20 protein-coding genes are annotated in these 16,172 nt (G+C 42.4%); 16 read left to right on the plus strand and 4 right to left on the minus strand.

Translation table 11 applies throughout. The features are described from left to right. From RKD52_RS08030 to RKD52_RS08045, 4 genes are all read right to left on the minus strand, one after another. Positions 1 to 999 carry an HAAS signaling domain-containing protein gene (locus tag RKD52_RS08030; RefSeq protein WP_454099300.1) on the minus strand — a complete coding sequence of 333 codons (999 nt, stop codon included), beginning with the start codon at positions 997 to 999 and terminating at the stop codon, positions 1 to 3. Beyond that, positions 986 to 1,333, minus strand: coding sequence for a PadR family transcriptional regulator (locus tag RKD52_RS08035; protein ID WP_342826893.1), 348 nt, complete (start codon positions 1,331 to 1,333; stop codon positions 986 to 988). Before RKD52_RS08035 ends, RKD52_RS08030 begins: the two co-directional genes overlap by 14 nt. A gap of 239 nt (positions 1,334 to 1,572) precedes the next feature. Beyond that, on the minus strand, positions 1,573 to 2,358 hold the full coding sequence (locus RKD52_RS08040) for a GNAT family N-acetyltransferase (RefSeq protein ID WP_454099301.1): 786 nt from the start codon (positions 2,356 to 2,358) through the stop codon (positions 1,573 to 1,575). A gap of 221 nt (positions 2,359 to 2,579) precedes the next feature. Further along, positions 2,580 to 2,969, minus strand: coding sequence for an RDD family protein (locus RKD52_RS08045; RefSeq protein WP_454099302.1), 390 nt, complete (start codon positions 2,967 to 2,969; stop codon positions 2,580 to 2,582). A gap of 171 nt (positions 2,970 to 3,140) precedes the next feature. On the opposite strand from RKD52_RS08045, the gene rnz reads away from it, so the two are divergent. The 16 genes from rnz to RKD52_RS08125 all read left to right on the plus strand — a co-directional run bounded on the left by rnz (position 3,141) and on the right by RKD52_RS08125 (position 16,171). Further along, entirely contained in the window at positions 3,141 to 4,070 is a 930-nt protein-coding gene (gene rnz / locus RKD52_RS08050; RefSeq protein ID WP_454099303.1) for a ribonuclease Z, read from the plus strand. Then, positions 4,060 to 4,605 carry a histidine phosphatase family protein gene (locus RKD52_RS08055; RefSeq protein ID WP_454099304.1) on the plus strand — a complete coding sequence of 182 codons (546 nt, stop codon included), beginning with the start codon at positions 4,060 to 4,062 and terminating at the stop codon, positions 4,603 to 4,605. The genes rnz and RKD52_RS08055 overlap by 11 nt, the downstream gene beginning before the upstream one ends. 75 nt (positions 4,606 to 4,680) lie before the next feature. Beyond that, positions 4,681 to 4,830: a 50S ribosomal protein L33 gene (gene rpmG, locus RKD52_RS08060; RefSeq protein WP_029279966.1), complete on the plus strand. Its 150-nt coding sequence runs from the start codon at positions 4,681 to 4,683 to the stop codon at positions 4,828 to 4,830. Between the two features lie 158 nt (positions 4,831 to 4,988). After that, a complete protein-coding gene (locus RKD52_RS08065) occupies positions 4,989 to 5,537 on the plus strand; it encodes a hypothetical protein (RefSeq protein WP_454099305.1) in 549 nt (182 codons plus the stop codon). 120 nt (positions 5,538 to 5,657) lie between these two features. Next, complete coding sequence (nei, locus tag RKD52_RS08070) at positions 5,658 to 6,485, plus strand: endonuclease VIII (RefSeq protein WP_454099306.1); 828 nt, start codon at positions 5,658 to 5,660, stop codon at positions 6,483 to 6,485. Between the two features lie 423 nt (positions 6,486 to 6,908). After that, positions 6,909 to 8,315, plus strand: a complete 1,407-nt coding sequence (locus RKD52_RS08075; protein ID WP_454099307.1) for an Ig-like domain-containing protein — start codon at positions 6,909 to 6,911, stop codon at positions 8,313 to 8,315. A gap of 302 nt (positions 8,316 to 8,617) precedes the next feature. Further along, complete coding sequence (locus tag RKD52_RS08080; RefSeq protein WP_454099308.1) at positions 8,618 to 8,932, plus strand: hypothetical protein; 315 nt, start codon at positions 8,618 to 8,620, stop codon at positions 8,930 to 8,932. A 109-nt stretch (positions 8,933 to 9,041) separates the two neighbouring features. Further along, positions 9,042 to 9,851, plus strand: coding sequence for a class I SAM-dependent methyltransferase (locus RKD52_RS08085; protein ID WP_454099309.1), 810 nt, complete (start codon positions 9,042 to 9,044; stop codon positions 9,849 to 9,851). Between the two features lie 88 nt (positions 9,852 to 9,939). Further along, positions 9,940 to 10,152 (plus strand): DUF4017 family protein, encoded by a 213-nt coding sequence (locus tag RKD52_RS08090; RefSeq protein ID WP_454099310.1) that lies wholly within the window; start codon positions 9,940 to 9,942, stop codon positions 10,150 to 10,152. 143 nt (positions 10,153 to 10,295) lie between these two features. After that, positions 10,296 to 10,463, plus strand: coding sequence for a hypothetical protein (locus RKD52_RS08095; protein ID WP_454099311.1), 168 nt, complete (start codon positions 10,296 to 10,298; stop codon positions 10,461 to 10,463). Between the two features lie 37 nt (positions 10,464 to 10,500). Then, positions 10,501 to 11,322: a CbrC family protein gene (locus tag RKD52_RS08100; protein ID WP_454099312.1), complete on the plus strand. Its 822-nt coding sequence runs from the start codon at positions 10,501 to 10,503 to the stop codon at positions 11,320 to 11,322. Positions 11,323 to 11,385: 63 nt separating this feature from the next. Then, positions 11,386 to 12,174: a phosphotransferase gene (locus tag RKD52_RS08105; protein ID WP_454099313.1), complete on the plus strand. Its 789-nt coding sequence runs from the start codon at positions 11,386 to 11,388 to the stop codon at positions 12,172 to 12,174. Positions 12,175 to 12,437: 263 nt separating this feature from the next. After that, the gene (locus RKD52_RS08110; protein WP_454101168.1) at positions 12,438 to 12,746 is read left to right on the plus strand and encodes a DUF402 domain-containing protein; all 309 of its coding nucleotides are present in this window, start codon (positions 12,438 to 12,440) and stop codon (positions 12,744 to 12,746) included. A gap of 41 nt (positions 12,747 to 12,787) precedes the next feature. Beyond that, entirely contained in the window at positions 12,788 to 13,495 is a 708-nt protein-coding gene (locus RKD52_RS08115) for a DNA alkylation repair protein (RefSeq protein WP_454099314.1), read from the plus strand. 106 nt (positions 13,496 to 13,601) lie between these two features. Further along, positions 13,602 to 14,594: a LacI family DNA-binding transcriptional regulator gene (locus RKD52_RS08120; RefSeq protein ID WP_454099315.1), complete on the plus strand. Its 993-nt coding sequence runs from the start codon at positions 13,602 to 13,604 to the stop codon at positions 14,592 to 14,594. 140 nt (positions 14,595 to 14,734) lie between these two features. Continuing rightward, the gene (locus tag RKD52_RS08125; protein ID WP_454099316.1) at positions 14,735 to 16,171 is read left to right on the plus strand and encodes a PTS transporter subunit EIIC; all 1,437 of its coding nucleotides are present in this window, start codon (positions 14,735 to 14,737) and stop codon (positions 16,169 to 16,171) included. The last annotated feature ends 1 nt before the right edge of the window (position 16,172 follow it).

The raw sequence follows: 16,172 nt of genomic DNA on the forward strand, positions 1-16,172 counted from the left end.
TTAACGAATTCTAGCCTTGCGAAATCCATTTAACACATTGAATGCCGCAGACAGTATATAAATGATTATCGCGCTTCCGACAAGCCATGTTTGAAATTGCACAGCTGTAGTGTTGAATAAATTACTCATATACGTGATAAATTCTTGGGTCATTACCTTCGGGTTGCTTAGTATGACAAGGAATACAATTGTTCCGATAAGTTCAAGAGCAGCAGTAAAGATAGCCATTCTTTTTGTCCATTGCCCTTTGATTAGTTTATATAGAGATAACGCTATTTCGAGGGCAATGATAACGAGAACTATCGGCCAATACTGAAGCAATATTTCTTGATTAAAGGCTGGTATCAAGAATTTGAGACCCGCTTCTCCGCCTTTATAGATACCCAAAAGATGATTGGAATGAAAGTATAGGGCTGCCCAAATCGCCGTCCACATTAAATATCCAAACACTTCGAGTTTCGTAATGGCTTTTTTCTTAGGGATATATGGAATGTTCTTCAGATCATCAGGTGTCCATTTTTTCAAACTTGCGGATAATGGCTGCTGGTCTTTTCCTTTATCTGTTCTTTCGATAATGACGAAAACAAGGGTAAGCCAGAAAAAAGTGTGGATGCTAACTTCGATCATTTTCCAAATACCGAAACCAGTTATAGCTAAAACCGCATCAATGATTGATTCTCCGCGGGGGAACCCTATCACATATTCTGCTATAACCGTTATCAGGGAAATAGCAGCACCAATAGGCAAGATCATTTTCAATAAAGAGACATACACATCAAAATAGCGCGGTCCAATAAGATGCATAGGCTGATCCCGGTATCCGCTGGCCAGTGCCGCCGGATTCCCTAATTTTTCAAGAACTCCATGTGCATCCTCTTCAGTGTAATCATCAGGCAGCATATCCTCAATCGTTGACCGCAGCTCAAGGGCAATATCCTGACGGTTCTTTTCAGGCAGCCTGCGAGTGACTTCATGGATATAAACCTCAATCACATTCATCTTCGTTCTCTCCTTTTACCAAACGATAAAGTTCTTTCGAATTTTTTAACCATTCTTGTTTCAGCTGCAAAAAGATTTCCAGTCCGTATTCGCTTAATACGTAATATTTACGGGGCCTGCTTTCGGATGTGTCCCAGCTGCTCGTGACTAATTCCTGTTTTTCTAAACGGCGAAGCAATGGATATAAGGTGCTTTGATCGATGTTTATGCCTGATTCCTCCAGTAACTGTACAAGTGAATAGCCATATTGTGGTGACCGTAATTGACTTAAAACGGCCAATGTCAGCGTTCCTCTCCTAAGCTCTGTCGATAATGAATTCAATAACGTGCTCATTCACCCACCTCGTTTTTAAATACTGTATGACACACACTATTTGTCTTATGCTATGTGACATACACTATTGTGGTTACAGGAATAATGGAAAATAGTCAGTTGATTTAAGTGGAAAAACTGCGTTTCAGGCCGGAAATCGTGCCTTGGATGGTGCTTGAAATGCAAAAAAGCGCTGATCCTTGATATAGGAAAGCGCTTGGGGATGAAAAATATTCGGAGGCTAATGTATTCTAAAAGCATTATCCTTGGATGTCTTTAATACTTCTACCGCCCAAGAAAGCATGCCCTGTTTTCAGTTTTGCAACAGTCTTAAACCCATATTTCTGATATACTTTTTCAATTTTTTCGTTAATCGGAAATACCCAGAGTTTCTCCAGACCCTGTCTGGCAACCTCTGTCTGTATGTAACGAATCAATTCGCCGATTAAACCATTGCCCCTGTATTCTTTCAGAGTGGCTACGCTTTCCATCCTTGCCTGCTGACCACTGATAAACAGACAGGCTGTTGCACAGGCCGCGCCATTAAAGCGGAGGATATAGTGTACAAAGCTTGGATGGTTAAATTCTTCATCAAAAGCCTTTTCCCTGACGGCTTTGCCCCCAAATTCGGTAATGCTGCACTCTATGTCCAATGCTTCAGAATAATTGTCTTTTGTGACCACTTCAATAGTAACTGCCTGATCCATTTCTTTCTTCGAAATTACTTGATCCCACAATTGGACAGGACTGATTAATTCTTCAAATCCAAATTGATTCAATTTCAGCAGGTTGACCAATTCCTGTTGAGCTTCCAAGTTGTAGATGTAAAACCTCGGAATGATTTTTTTAGATTGGTAGAAATTCATGACTTCATCAATCACTCGTTGAGGCTGTTCACAAACCTGATCGATATGAGCATGGTTTGCATCGTAATAGGAAGGCTGATTTTCATTGCAGAAAATAGATCCCCAATCCGTGTCTGTCCTGGTAGTGAAGGTTTCCAGATAGGCAAAATCCAGTTTTAAAATATCTTGTATGTTTGTCATAGTAGTTACCCCTGTATCTTAATATAGTTGTTGATGAATAACCAAATCATAGCATACTGCTTCTTATTGCTTAGCATTCTCCTTAATATAGGAGGGTTTAGCACAATGACATGACGTGGGTGTTTACGTCATGTCAAAAAAATAATAGAGTGCATGATTATAAAAATCGGTCCGCATGTTTAGGGACCGATCATTTTAGTAAATTCAAAACCCCTCCACCTCTAAACTTCCCGTACTTCTGTACCCGAAAAGCGATCATGCGGCAGGACGGCTCCTTCTTTGGCTTCAAACGTTTTCCGGTTTTTTATGTAATCAAGTGTACTTACTGTATCCCTGTAGCCCATGCGCTTGATGATTTGGCGGGAAGTCGGTTTTGACCCATCCTCATTTTCAAGAACAAGCCCCATTTTTTTGTAGCCGGCGGTTTGACCGCTTTTGCGTAGCTGTGCGTACTCGAGTGTCCACATGACAATAGTCGGTGTGATCAGCGTATGTACTGCTTCGCTTTTGACTTTTTTGCGCAGGAAATACTCAACTCCAGCTGTTACAGCGCTTGAGATCGCCAAGTCTATTAGAATCGCTTTTGTCCGTTTTTTTGTTAATGATTTCACCAATGTTCCTCCTCTGTTTTTGATTGCTAGTACTTATACGAATTAAGAACAGGTAAGTTTCAATTGGGTGAAAAATACATGTCTTTTCCCATCTAAATTCTTTCCAATCTTCATCTTTTTCCCGTTTTCATGTATTCTAGAATTACTAGAAAGCGGATGAGGTGAAGCTTCATGGATTTGCTGTTTTTGGGAACAGGTGCCGGGATGCCGGCAAAAGCGAGAAACGTTACGTCGGTTGCGCTACGGCTGCTTGAGGAGCGGCAGGCGGTCTGGCTGTTTGACTGCGGGGAGGCCACGCAGCATCAGATCCTGCATACAAGCATTAAACCGAGAAAAATAGAGAAGATTTTCATCACCCATATGCACGGGGATCATATTTACGGACTTCCAGGGCTGCTTGGAAGCCGTTCGTTTCAGGGAGGGGAAGAACCGCTTGTGATTTATGGTCCATCGGGCATAAAAGACTATGTGGAAGTTTCTCTGAAGTTAAGTTATACGCATTTAAAATATCCGCTTGAAATCGTGGAATTTGAAGACGGGACTGTTTTTGAAGACAGCCAGTTTAAAGTAGAGGCCAAGAGGCTTTCCCATGGGGTGCCGTCCTACGGCTACCGGATCACGGAAAAGGATCTGCCCGGCATGCTCATGGTGGATAAGCTGAAAGAAGCGGGTGTTCAGCCAGGACCGCTCTACAAGAAATTGAAAGAAGGAGAAACGGTCACGCTTGAGGACGGACGGACCTTGCACGGGCAGGACTTTCTCGGCGCTCCTAAAAAAGGAAGAGTCGTTACGATACTTGGTGATACAAGAACTTGCCCTCAGGTAGAGGAGCTTGCGGCAAATGCCGACCTTCTTGTGCATGAATCCACGTTCGGCAAGGATGATGAACAGCTTGCGTATGAGTATTTTCATTCATCCACTACTCAGGCTGCCCGAGCTGCACTGAATGCAGGAGTGAAAAAATTGGTTCTGACACATATTAGCGCCCGGTATCAGAATGAGGATCAGCTTACTCTCCTAAGCGAAGCATCTGCTATTTTCCCGAATACTTCTGTTGCAGAAGATTTTTCATGTTTTGAGGTGGAGAGACATGACAGCTAAACACCTCTATTTGGTCCGCCACTGCCAGGCGCATGGTCAGGAGGTTTCGGCCTCTCTGACTGAAGAGGGGTTTCGGCAGGCTGAAAGGCTCGTTTCTTTTTTTGAAGGGAAGAAAATAGACCGGATTTTCTCCAGTCCGTTTCGCCGTGCCATCCAGACCACTGAGCCTCTTGCTGCTGCGCGGGGACTTGAAATTGAACGGGATGACAGACTGGCAGAGCGGGTCATGAGCGGAACAGATATGGCAGACTGGAAAGAGAAATTGAAGGAAACGTTTGATGATTTTTCCCTCGCTTTTGACGGAGGAGAATCAAATGAATCAGGCATGAAGCGGGTAAGCTCCCTCATTGGCGACTTGCTGGCAGCTGAGGAGAGGCACCTCGTTTTAGTCAGCCATGGAAATCTGTCTGCGCTTTTGCTTAGGTTCTTTGAAGAGAGCTATGGATATGACCACATGATGAAGATGAGCAATCCGGATGTTTTCCATATTGAACGAAATGAAGATGAAACAAAGATCTGCCGGATATGGAGTTGACAACTTCGGGCAGAGGAGATAAAATGTTCTTATCAAATCGTAATTATTACGTTTTATTAATTGGGAGGTACATTCATGAGAGTTAACGTTACACTTCAATGCACAGAATCAGGGGATCGCAATTACATTACAACTAAGAACAAACGCAACAATCCTGACCGTCTGGAGCTGAAAAAATATTCTCCGCGCCTTAAAAAAGTAACGGTGCACCGCGAAACAAAGTAAGAATTCACAGGGAACTCATCGGAATATGATGAAGTTCCTTTTTTCTTGCCTGGAATTAGCGAAATCCCTCGCATGATTTCTCCTTGACTCAAAAGGAATACAGCACAAAGACCTAGAATATTAAAAGGTAAGAAGACAGAAAGAGAAGGGGGAATAGGATGAATAAATACCGCATTTATTTAGGCTTGTTCATTTGTTTTGGCCTGGCATTTGTGATCTGGTCCATGACAGAAATCTCTCACTCCTACGACGAACCCCTTGAAGCTCTCAAACAGACGAAGCAGGATATGGAAGTCATCATTCCAGCCTACAATATCAACGACGAAGCCCTCTATTTCTTCATTGATGAAAACGATCAGCTCGGTACGGCATTTATGAAACAAGGTATTTACGGGTGGAAGGCAGGCGCGATTTCAGCCAGCCCCCAGCAAGAAATGAAGGCGGATCAAAAGCTCATTGACTACCATGTGTACAATAATTCCATGATATACGGTCTTCTTTCTGACACCGAAGGAGCACTTGAAGTGAACGTAAACGGTGCACCGGCACGGACACTTGAAATTGGTGCCATGCTCGAGCAGGAAGTAGCGCAAAAACATAACCTCAAGGATAAAATCCTATGGTATTACCAGCAGAAAGATCCGATGCCTGAAGGTGTGAAAACGCTGAAAAACAGTGTCATTGTTCTGAATAAAAAAGGATTTTAGCGCTGAAGCTTCCAAGGCTTCTTTTTTTTGGCCGCATACTGACTTGTTTTGAGGGCAGCTGGATGAGGGTACACTTCATCACAAAAGGTTTTTTTACTTAGATGAAAGGAGTGCTGCCCAATGCCAGAAGGCCCGGAAATCCGGCGTGCAGCCGACCAGATTGAAAAAGCTCTTCTTCCGCTGCCGGTAGGAGAGGTGTCCTTTGCATTTGACCATCTGAAAGATTACGAACCTCTTTTTGAAGGGGCGCGAGTGGAAAAAGTAGAGACAAAAGGAAAAGCGATGCTGATCCGCTTCAACAACGGCTTCACCATCTATTCCCACAACCAGCTTTACGGGAAATGGGTTGTCCGAAATGCCTATACATATCCTAAAACAAACCGGATTCTCAGACTCGCCATTCACAACGAGAAAAAATCGGCTCTACTGTACAGCGCCTCTGACATTGAGGTTCTCAGAGACAGTGAAGTGCCGGCTCATCCGTTCATCTGCAAAGCAGGTCCTGATGTCCTGAACGACGACATCACGCCTGAGGATCTATTTTACCGTTTCATGGACAAGCGCTTTTTCCGAAGAAGATGGTCAGCTCTGCTTTTAGATCAGGGCTTTGTCGCCGGAATCGGAAACTACCTGCGAAGCGAAATCCTGTATGCGGCAAAAATCCACCCCGACATGAGACCCGTCGACTGCACAGAGGAACAGCTCCGCGCAGCTGCCGAGGCCATCATCCGCATCACAGTCCAATCTTACAGGCACAAGGGAATTACAAATGACCTGGAGCTTGCTGAAAAACTCAAAAAGCAGGGAGAAAAAAGATCCCAGTACCGCCACTGGGTTTTCAACCGCGAAGGAAGGCCCTGCCGCAAAGACGGAACGGAAATTGTGAAGATCATCGCTTCATCCAGGCGGCTGTATTACTGCCCGGAGTGTCAGAAGAGTGGAGGATGAGTGAAGAAACCGCATGAAAATAGGGTTACAGGGTGCGAAACAAGCATCCTGTTTTTTTATATGGTGTTTTGTCCAGCTGTGATTGTGTTTTCTGTTAAGTTAATGAGTTTAATAGGCAAGTTAATTTGCGAAACTTGCGCAGCTGATTTTGCTGATTCAGTTGTAAGATAATTTTCTTCATAAGTGGAGACTTACACTGGCAAAGTATAATGAACGGTACGAAACAATTATCCATTCTATACAAAGAAATAAGTATATCTAGGTTATTTTAACCATATATCTAAAGTGAAGAGCGGCTTTCATGCTGGTCTTTTTAATTTTCTCTAAAATTTTTAGGTAATAAGAATTAAAAAAATGGAAATATTGGGTTATTTCATAGTATGATTAAATTGTTCTTAATAAGGGATAGGGGAGAGGTTGTCTATGAGTAAAAGAAATATTGTTTCTTTGATTGCAGTTGGTGGGTTGGCTCTTGGATTAACTGCAGGTAGCGTTAGTGCCCAAGGCAATAAATTTGAGCTTTCGAAAAAAACGAATGAAACTCAATTGCAAAAGGAGAAACCATTATCTCAAGATCTTATTAATTCCCGTGGTTTTGAAGAATTAGAGAAAGATATAAAAAACTCTGAATCTCACTTGCAAAAAACCCTGGCAAAAATGGGGATGATGTCCACTTCATCTGCAAGTAATGATGAGGATTATATTTTAGAAGCAGAGTATAACGATACCTTTAATACTGCAAATTCAAGTTCCTATGATAAGCCAACAATTGGGCAATTGCTTCCTTTGAATGATGTCGATTTCCACAAGGTAGTGGTCCCGGTAAATGGTGTATTGCTTCTAGCTGGTACTACAAATTCATATGCTATTGATCTGGGCTTTTTTGCAACTCAAAAAGATTTCGTTAACAGTGACAAACTGGTTTATATAGGCACGGAAGTTGAGGATGGGGTTGTTTATCAGGCATATCAGGCCAAAGGTGGTACATACTATGCTGCCGTCTTAGATATGGACAATGAGTATTATGACGACAATACTGAAGAAGACTTATATGCGATTGCCACTGGATTTGTAGACAATGTCCCTCCAAATGCACCTACAGTAAACAGAGTTGATAACAATGACGTATCTGTAACTGGCAAAGGAGAATCAGGCGCCACCATTACTGTTAAAAACGGAAGCACTGTACTAGGATCTGCTAAAGCAGCATCAAATGGCAGTTATTCAGTAAAAATAGCTGCACAAAAAACGGGTGCCAAATTAACTGTGACAGCTAAAGATAAAGCTGGAAACTTAAGTGTAACTGTGAATACCACGGTGGTAGATGGTACTCCTCCGAGTAAGCCCACAGTGAATAAGGTTGATAATAATGATAAAGTAGTAACAGGTAAAGCCGAGGCGAATTCTACAGTTACTGTTAAAAGAGGGAGTTCGGTATTGGGAACTACGAAAGCTGCATCCAATGGAACTTTCTCAATAACCATACCTGTTCAAGGAGCTGGCACCAAACTTGATGTGACTGCCAAGGACAGCGCCGGAAATGTTAGTCAGCCAACTTCAGTTAAAGTAGCTGATGTAATTGCCCCTACAAAGCCGACTGTAAATAAGGTAGACAGTAATGACAAAGTTGTAACTGGTAAAGCAGAGTACAATTCAACAATTACTGTAAAGAATGGAAAAACTGTACTTGGAACAAGTAAAACTCCGAAAAGTGGATCATTTTCTGTCTCTATACCTGTCCAAAAAGCAGGAGTAAAGCTAACTGTTACTGCTAAAGACGGCGCAGGCAATGTTAGCTCTCCATCCAGCGTTACAGTAATCAAGCATTAGAATTGAGAATAATTTATACTAATAATAAAAAAGAGTAGCTTTATAGCTGCTCTTTCTGTCATTAACGAAGGAGTTAAAGTACTCCCTGAGACGCCTGGTTTGCAGAGTGATTGTTTCACCGGCATTTGCGCCATCAAGCAATGCTTTCGTATTAAATTTTGTTTAAGTTGCTATATTGTCGATTTGAGCAAAAAGCTCTTCTAGTTCAGATTGAATTTTTTAGAGTCATCAGTAGTCAAAGTATCATAAGCTACTTGAGTAGTTAGCTCAGTCATACACTGTAGCATTGGATGGTGAGTGAGATGAAGGTTTACCAAAAGGATTTTTCAGAAGCTTTTTTAACCACTATCATAACTATTGAAACCGCAATGAAGAGACTGATAGAAAGGTTGCTGGTTGAAAACAAGACTGTTTTTGCAGAAAAAAACCTGAATCTGCATGGTGAGTTCTATAGAGAAGGAAACGATCCTTTTCTACCTGACTACAGTTCATCTGTATCGATTGGCGTTTCTGAAGAGAGCGGAGAACTTATTGATTTACATACGATTAAAATATGGGAGTGCCATCGGTCTTTTTTAGGAATGACTACCTCAAAGAAGATTCTGGGAGTACCATAAGTGGTGAGCTGCTTGATGAAAGAGTGGAAGAAGTTGAAAGTGAGTTAGTAGAGTATATGAGTGATTTTTTAGAAGAGTTTCTGCCATCCCTATAGAAACAAGGTGAACTATGAGTGACATCATCAGCTATTACAATACTTTTGATGAATGGGGCCGGCTTGAACGCGAGCCGGTCGAGTTTCAAGTGAACTGGCACTATTTAAAAAAATATCTTCCGAGTGCCGGGCATATTCTTGACAATGGCGCGGGACCAGGTAAATATTCAATGGTGCTAGCTGCAGATGGATATAGCGTGACGCTGACCGATTTAACTCCGAAACTGGTAAAAATGGCTGAGGATAAAGCACAAGAATTCCATTTAGCCGGGCAGTTTGAGGGTTTCCATGTGGCAGATGCGAGAGATTTGAACATGTTAAAAGATGAGCAGTTTGACTCAGCCTTAATGCTTGGCCCCATGTATCATTTGCAGGAAGAAAACGACCGGATCAAAGCTGTAAGGGAGTTATACCGCGTAACAAAGCAGGATGGATTAGTGTTTGTAGCTTTTATGCCAAGAATCAGACACATCCTCACGTCCCTCTTGTTTCCCGACAACTGGAGACCTAACGATAATATGGACAGCATCACTCAGTTCTCGCAAACCGGATGCTTTAATCACGCTGATAAGGGCAGGTTCACAGGTGCTTATTATTTTGAGATTGCCGACATCAAGCCCTTTATGGAAGCCCATGGATTTGAAACGCTTGAGTTAATAGGATCTAATGCGGGTGCTATTTTATCAAAAGAAAACTGGACTTACTGGCATGATAAAGGGGAGGAAGAGGTTCAGAAACTAATTGAGTTAATCAAACAGAAAGCAGCGGATCCTTCTATTTTGGGGATATCTTCGCATTTGCTTTATATCGGGAGGAAGAGGTAGGGGAAAGAGTAAAAATACTATCATTCATCAAAAAAGCATTTCCATTTACGTCCATTTAGTGTAAAATTACACTAAAAAAGGATGCGAAATGAAATTATTAGAAGTAATCATGCCGCCAGTTGCTGTGTATCTTGTGATTTGTTTGTTTGGACTCCTTATACCCTCTGGAAGTCCGGAGGGTTCTGGATATGACACAGTGGGCTGGACTTTAATTGTTGTCCAGGTTTATGCTGTCCCTGGGTTTCTGATTGCACTGATGGTATCGCTCTTTGCGAACAGAAATAAGAAAACTGCTGGCTAAAAAGGATTTGTGGCTGACAACAGAAAGCATATATTAATAAAAAACCTGATAGATTTTACCGAAGCGTGTGTCCGGAGAAGGGTTCATGCTTCTTTTTGTTGAATACACTCTTGAAAACAACAGACGGCTGGAGGACATGGGAATTGACGATTCTTGAACTGCTTGGCATTTTTACTGTAGTGTATGTGATCAGGTATTTATTTGATTCAAATTACAAGCAGAGAAAAAAGAAATGGATTGTTTTTGATATTTTGCTTACAGCCTTGCTTGCTTTGATGGTTCAGGAAATCTATGTTTTCTTTTTCAATTAATAAATGAAGCTTAGACTTGCTTAAGGAAGGATCCAATATGTCTCATACATTTGTTTTAGAAATTGATTTATCCCAGTGGCATCAGAATCAAAAGGGGACATTCTTTTCCCGGGTGAGCCAGATCTTGCCTGCCCATGATTTTGAATATTTCAGAAAAGCCGTTACGAAGAAAAAAAAGGTTTACCGCGCGGAAGATTTTGAATATGACAGAATGCTGCTAATGAAAGCAATCATTGAACTGGTAAGTGCCGGTGCTGACTATACGGTTTACAAAGAAACACAAGATCAGAAATGGACTATCAGTCTCACAGACTTGGAAAAAGAAATTAAAGAATTTAAAACTGCACTGGGCCTTCCTCATTTTACTTATCATCCAGATGTGTATGAAAGCGGATCTTTGTCTTTTTATCATGATACATGCGAGGTATGCAGTCAGGAAGGCTATATCTTTCATGAAGGAGCATACGGAGAAGACGATTTGGATGTGATTTGTGTTCATTGCATTGCATCAGGAAGAGCCGGGGACGAGTATGAGGTTTTCTTTAATCAGCCCTATGCAGCTACATTTGACGATGATTTAAAGGTGAAGGAGCTGCATATGCGGACCCCTTCCATCCGGTCCTGGCAGGAAATTTCCTGGCTTGAACACTGCCATGACTTTTGCGCTTATAAAGGAGCTTCAAACTGGCGTACTATCAGTCACCTGGAGGAGGAACTGCAGCAGGATTTACTGCTGGAAGCTGATAAGTACGATTATCAAGTAGATGAATTAAAGAAAGCGATGAATTCATACATGACCGTCCATCTTTTTGCATGTCTTCATTGCGGGAAACACCGGATTACGACTGATATGTCATAAGGGAGAAATAATAAAGGGATAGGAAATCGCCCACAAATAATGAAAACAAGGAGGTGCGTCGTTTTGTCAAATACTTCAAACGAAGAATTGCTCACTGGAGGCAACGTGTCCAGTGTATACCGCTCAGGACAGACAGTAAGACGTGAATGCAAGTCAAATAGCAGAAAGATTCATTCACTACTAAGGCATCTGGAACACAAAGGATATAAGTATGCTCCCAAATATCTCGGTATCGATGAAAAAGGCAGAGAGATTCTGACCTTTATTGAAGGTGAAGCCGGACATTATCCGCTGAAAAAGTACATGTGGTCAGATGCTGTTTTGCAAGAAACAGCTGAAATGCTAAGGCTCTATCATGATGCTGTCAGTGATTTTCCAATCGACAGCAGCTGGAAACCGCTTGATAACACTCCTCAGCCATATGAAGTACTTTGTCACAATGATTTTGCGGTATATAACATCATTTTTAATAACCAGCGTCCAATCGGAATCATTGATTTTGATGTCGCTGGACCTGGTCCGCGAATTTGGGACATTGCATACACTCTTTATACATGCGTCCCGCTAAGCAGATTTTATCTCTCAGAAAAAGGGGATAAGGTTTATTATCAAGCATCGGAGCATGCCAGCAGGATTAAGCGGAGAATAAATTTGTTCTTTGATTCTTACGGAAAGACGTTTGAAGAAGATGTTCTGGATATCGTTCTGCTGCGAATTGAAGGCTTGTGCAAAACGATTGAAAGAGAAGCAGGTGAAGATCCTGCTTTTCAGAAAATGATTGAAGAAGGCCATCTTGAACATTATCAAAAAGATCTTTCATTTATATCAAATCATAGGAATGATTGGGAATAATTCATTTTCGACCTGAAAGCGGGGGTTGGCATGCTAAAGCGGAAATACGGAGATTACAGGGACTGGAAACGAGTTGTACAAAAAAGGTTTGCAAGTGCGATAATTTGTTCTAAAGAGTTTATAGGGCATGTAACCTTAATCAAAATTGTCCAAGTAACCGAACCTCTAATTAAAAACTATGGAGAATCGAGTGTTTGTATTGCAGATAAAGGCTACAAATGGCTTCAGTACTTCCCAAAAACGAAAATTTTTCGCTTACTGTCATGTTTGATTCCTGCGGAAAGGTGACACAGTGGTATATAGATATATGTAAAGAAATTGGGGCAGAAAAGAATGTGCCGTGGTTAGATGACTTGTTCATTGACATTGTGGTTCTTCCATCGGGAGAAGTGTTTCAGTTGGATACAGAAGAGCTGGAAGAAGCCCGCAAACAGGGAGATATTGACCAGGAGCTTTATGAACTAGCCCGGTATGAAGCTCATCGAATAACAAAGAGAATACATAACAATGAATTCCCTCTATTAAATTTATTGAATGAACATAAATTTTTGCTCGAACAAAAACTCAGCTAGTAGCGTTGCGTTATAAAAATATGAAAGGACGTGCAAAAACAATGGATGTCAAAACGGTTATGCAGGAGCTTGAATCTCTCGGCAAGGAGCGTACCAAAAAAATGTACCTGTCAAATGGTGCTCAGGAACCTCTTTTTGGTGTGGCAACTGGAGCGATGAAACCAATCGCCAAGCAAATTAAAATCAATCAGGCACTGGCAGAAGAGCTGTATGCCACAGGGAATTATGATGCGATGTATTTTGCCGGGATTATTGCAGATCCAAAGGCCATGACGGAGGATGATTTTGAACGCTGGATCGATGCCGCATATTTTTATATGCTGTCGGACTATGTGGTGGCTGTGACTCTATCTGAATCAGATATTGCGCAGGATGTGGCAGATAAGTGGATTGCGAGCGGGGAAGAGCTCAAAATGTCGGCAGGCTGGAGCTGCTACTGCTGGCTGCTCGGAAACCGCAAGGATCATGAATTTTCCGAGAGCAAGATCGCTGCGATGCTTGATGGGGTGAAAACCACCATTCATGATTCGCCGGAACGAGCGAAATATGCCATGAATCAATTTGTTTATACGGTCGGGATTTCGTATGTGCCGCTGAGTGAAAAAGCAGTTGAGACTGCTAAGGCAATAGGAACAGTTGAAATAAGGCGGGACACGAAAAAAAGCACTGCTCTGAACGCTTTCGAAAATATTCAAAAGGATCTGGATAAAGGCCGGCTTGGGTTTAAGCGGAAGTATGTGAGGTGTTAGATGAGAGCCGGGGAAGAATTGAAGACCTTCAGCTTATTCCCCATCTTGACAGGATTGATTTATAATAGAGGCATGGAGCTACTATTTTGACTGGAGTGTTCGTTTGATGAGTGTAACAATTAATGACATTGCCAAGCTGGCCGGAGTTGCAAAGAGTACGGTATCCCGTTATCTCAATGGGGGGCATGTTAGTGAAAAGACGAAAGAAAAGATTCGCCGGGTGATTGATTCAACAAAATATGAACCTAATTCATTTGCACAAAGCCTGAAGGCAAAGAAAACAAATTTTATTGGCGTTATCGCACCGACCCTTGATTCCTTTGTCACGTCAACTGTTCTGATGGCTATTGATGAAGAACTGAAAAAACGTGATTTTACAACACTGATCATTAGTACAAGCAAGCACGTTGACAGGGAAATCGAGAGTCTGATCAGTCTTTCCAGGCAGAAGGTTGACGGGATCATTTTGATTGCAACAGGAGTTACTGAAAAACATATCGAGACGATTCATTCTATCCGCATTCCCGTGCTGATCGTTGCCCAGGAAGTGGAGGAGGTTGCAAGCATCATCAATGATGATTATCACGCAGGGTTTATGATGGGGCAGTATATCGGAGATAAAGGACACCAATCCGTTGCATATATTGGTGTAACAGAAAAGGATATCGCTGTTGGACAAAAAAGAAAACAGGGTGTCTTAGCGGGGCTTGATGATGCAGGTGTAAAGAACACAGAAGTCTTTCACTCAGAGTTTAATTTTCAGGATGCCGCTGAAGTAACGCTTAAGATGCTTGAAAGCTTTGAACCCACGGCTATTATTTGCGCCACAGACACGATTGCATTTGGGGCGATGAAAGCTTTATCGAAATTGGGAAAAAACGTGCCAAATGATATGTCGCTTGCAGGTTTTGGAGGATATTCCATTTCAGAAGTCATTCATCCGGCGCTGTCTACAATCCGGTTTAACAACGAAGAAACCGGCGTAATGGCAGCAAACACAATTATTCAGATGACTGAGGGAAAAGAAGTGCCGCAGCTGCAGATTTCCGGCTTTACTCTTGTAGAAGGTGAGAGTGTTAAAAGAATACAGGGCTGTTAACGTTTGCAGAAAAGGCTTGCAAGAAGAATGAATCTGTATTAAAATGGTCTTGTGGAACCGGTTCCTTATCAATGGTGAGGAACACTCTTTTGCTTGTAACTGGAACCGGTTCCTCTTTTAATAAAGGGAGGAATTCAAAAGTGGCTAAAACATCAATCAAGTCTAAATACCTGCCCACTGTTAAGGAGATCATCCGTTTAATAGGCGGAAAAGAAAATATTCAGGGTGCTGCACATTGTGCAACAAGACTGCGTATTGTGCTTCACGATAACGAGAAAGCAGACATAAATGAAATCGGCAAATTGGATCATGTAAAAGGGTCTTTTATGGCCGGAGACCAGCTTCAGATTATTATCGGAGCCGGAACGGTCAATGATGTATACGCTGTCTTTACTGAAGAAGCGGGTGTGCAGGGGATGTCTCTTGGAGATGTGAAACAGCAGACTGCCGGGAAGCAGAATGCGTTTCAACGAGGAATCAAGGCATTATCGGATGTATTTGTAGAAATTATTCCAGGGCTGCTTGCCGCTGCTTTACTGATGGGGGTTACAGGACTGCTGAGCCAAAAAGGAATTTTCGGGGCACAGTCTGTCGTTGAAATGTATCCGCAGATTGCAGGCTTTAACCGCTTCATCTCCATTATGTCAACGGGGATCTTTACAATTCTGCCTTTACTGGTCGTTTACTCGGCTACTAAACGTTTCGGCGGTAATCCTGTACTTGGTTTAGTGCTTGGTGCCATTATGCTTCACCCAGATCTTGCGAATGCCTACGCTGTAGGAAATGGATCTGTTAAACCGGAAATAATCAGCATTTTCGGATTGAAGGTTTCTCTGGTAGCCTTCCAGGGCGGTATTATTATTGCCCTGATGATGGGACTTGTCATTGCGAAGCTTGATCAGTTTTTCAACAGAAAAGTTCCAGATATTATTAAACTGTTTTTAGCCCCATTTTTGACCATTGTCGTGGCAGGATTCCTTCTGTTCACTGTAGTTGGCCCTTTTGGCAGGATTCTTTCCGAAGGAATAACAAATGGGCTGATGTGGTCGGTTGATAATCTGGGTATCTTTGGCTTCATGCTGTTTGCCGGCATCCAGCAGGTGATTGTTATCACAGGTCTGCACCATGTCATCGGAGCTGTTGAAGCGCAGTTGATTGCGGACACAGGCTCTAACTTTATTATGCCGCTTATGTCTGTTGCTCTAATGGGTCAGGGCGGAGCTGTTCTGGGCTACACTCTTGGTCTTTGGAAAAGTGATAAGGCCCGCCAGATCGGCGTCTCTGCCTTTGCTTCTACGCTTTTCGGCATCTCAGAACCTGCTCTGTTCGGAGTGAATGTCAGATATAAATTCCCGCTGATTATGGGCTGCATCGGCGGCGCTGCCGGAGGAGCCTATGTCTACCTGACCGGCATCAAAGCTCTTGGCTTCGGGGCCACGGCCGTACCCGGTTTTGCAATCGTTGCAGCACAGGGCGGTGGTCATTTAAATTACATTATCGCAAACCTTCTGGCTCTTGCCACGGGTGCGGTACTGACACTTATTTATCTTAAAGTGAAAAAACCTGTTTTAGACTAAA

Source organism: Metabacillus sp. SLBN-84 (assembly GCF_053629595.1).

Excerpts from the sequence above, each read along its gene's own strand:
- RKD52_RS08030 (WP_454099300.1), bottom strand. The coding sequence starts at position 999 with ATGAATGTGATTGAGGTTTATATCCATGAAGTCACTCGCAGGCTGCCT.
- RKD52_RS08035 (WP_342826893.1), bottom strand. The coding sequence starts at position 1,333 with ATGAGCACGTTATTGAATTCATTATCGACAGAGCTTAGGAGAGGAACG.
- RKD52_RS08040 (WP_454099301.1), bottom strand. The coding sequence starts at position 2,358 with ATGACAAACATACAAGATATTTTAAAACTGGATTTTGCCTATCTGGAA.
- rnz (WP_454099303.1), top strand. The coding sequence starts at position 3,141 with ATGGATTTGCTGTTTTTGGGAACAGGTGCCGGGATGCCGGCAAAAGCG.
- RKD52_RS08055 (WP_454099304.1), top strand. The coding sequence starts at position 4,060 with ATGACAGCTAAACACCTCTATTTGGTCCGCCACTGCCAGGCGCATGGT.
- rpmG (WP_029279966.1), top strand. The coding sequence starts at position 4,681 with ATGAGAGTTAACGTTACACTTCAATGCACAGAATCAGGGGATCGCAAT.
- RKD52_RS08065 (WP_454099305.1), top strand. The coding sequence starts at position 4,989 with ATGAATAAATACCGCATTTATTTAGGCTTGTTCATTTGTTTTGGCCTG.
- nei (WP_454099306.1), top strand. The coding sequence starts at position 5,658 with ATGCCAGAAGGCCCGGAAATCCGGCGTGCAGCCGACCAGATTGAAAAA.
- RKD52_RS08075 (WP_454099307.1), top strand. The coding sequence starts at position 6,909 with ATGAGTAAAAGAAATATTGTTTCTTTGATTGCAGTTGGTGGGTTGGCT.
- RKD52_RS08080 (WP_454099308.1), top strand. The coding sequence starts at position 8,618 with ATGAAGGTTTACCAAAAGGATTTTTCAGAAGCTTTTTTAACCACTATC.
- RKD52_RS08085 (WP_454099309.1), top strand. The coding sequence starts at position 9,042 with ATGAGTGACATCATCAGCTATTACAATACTTTTGATGAATGGGGCCGG.
- RKD52_RS08090 (WP_454099310.1), top strand. The coding sequence starts at position 9,940 with ATGAAATTATTAGAAGTAATCATGCCGCCAGTTGCTGTGTATCTTGTG.
- RKD52_RS08100 (WP_454099312.1), top strand. The coding sequence starts at position 10,501 with ATGTCTCATACATTTGTTTTAGAAATTGATTTATCCCAGTGGCATCAG.
- RKD52_RS08110 (WP_454101168.1), top strand. The coding sequence starts at position 12,438 with ATGTTTGATTCCTGCGGAAAGGTGACACAGTGGTATATAGATATATGT.
- RKD52_RS08115 (WP_454099314.1), top strand. The coding sequence starts at position 12,788 with ATGGATGTCAAAACGGTTATGCAGGAGCTTGAATCTCTCGGCAAGGAG.
- RKD52_RS08120 (WP_454099315.1), top strand. The coding sequence starts at position 13,602 with ATGAGTGTAACAATTAATGACATTGCCAAGCTGGCCGGAGTTGCAAAG.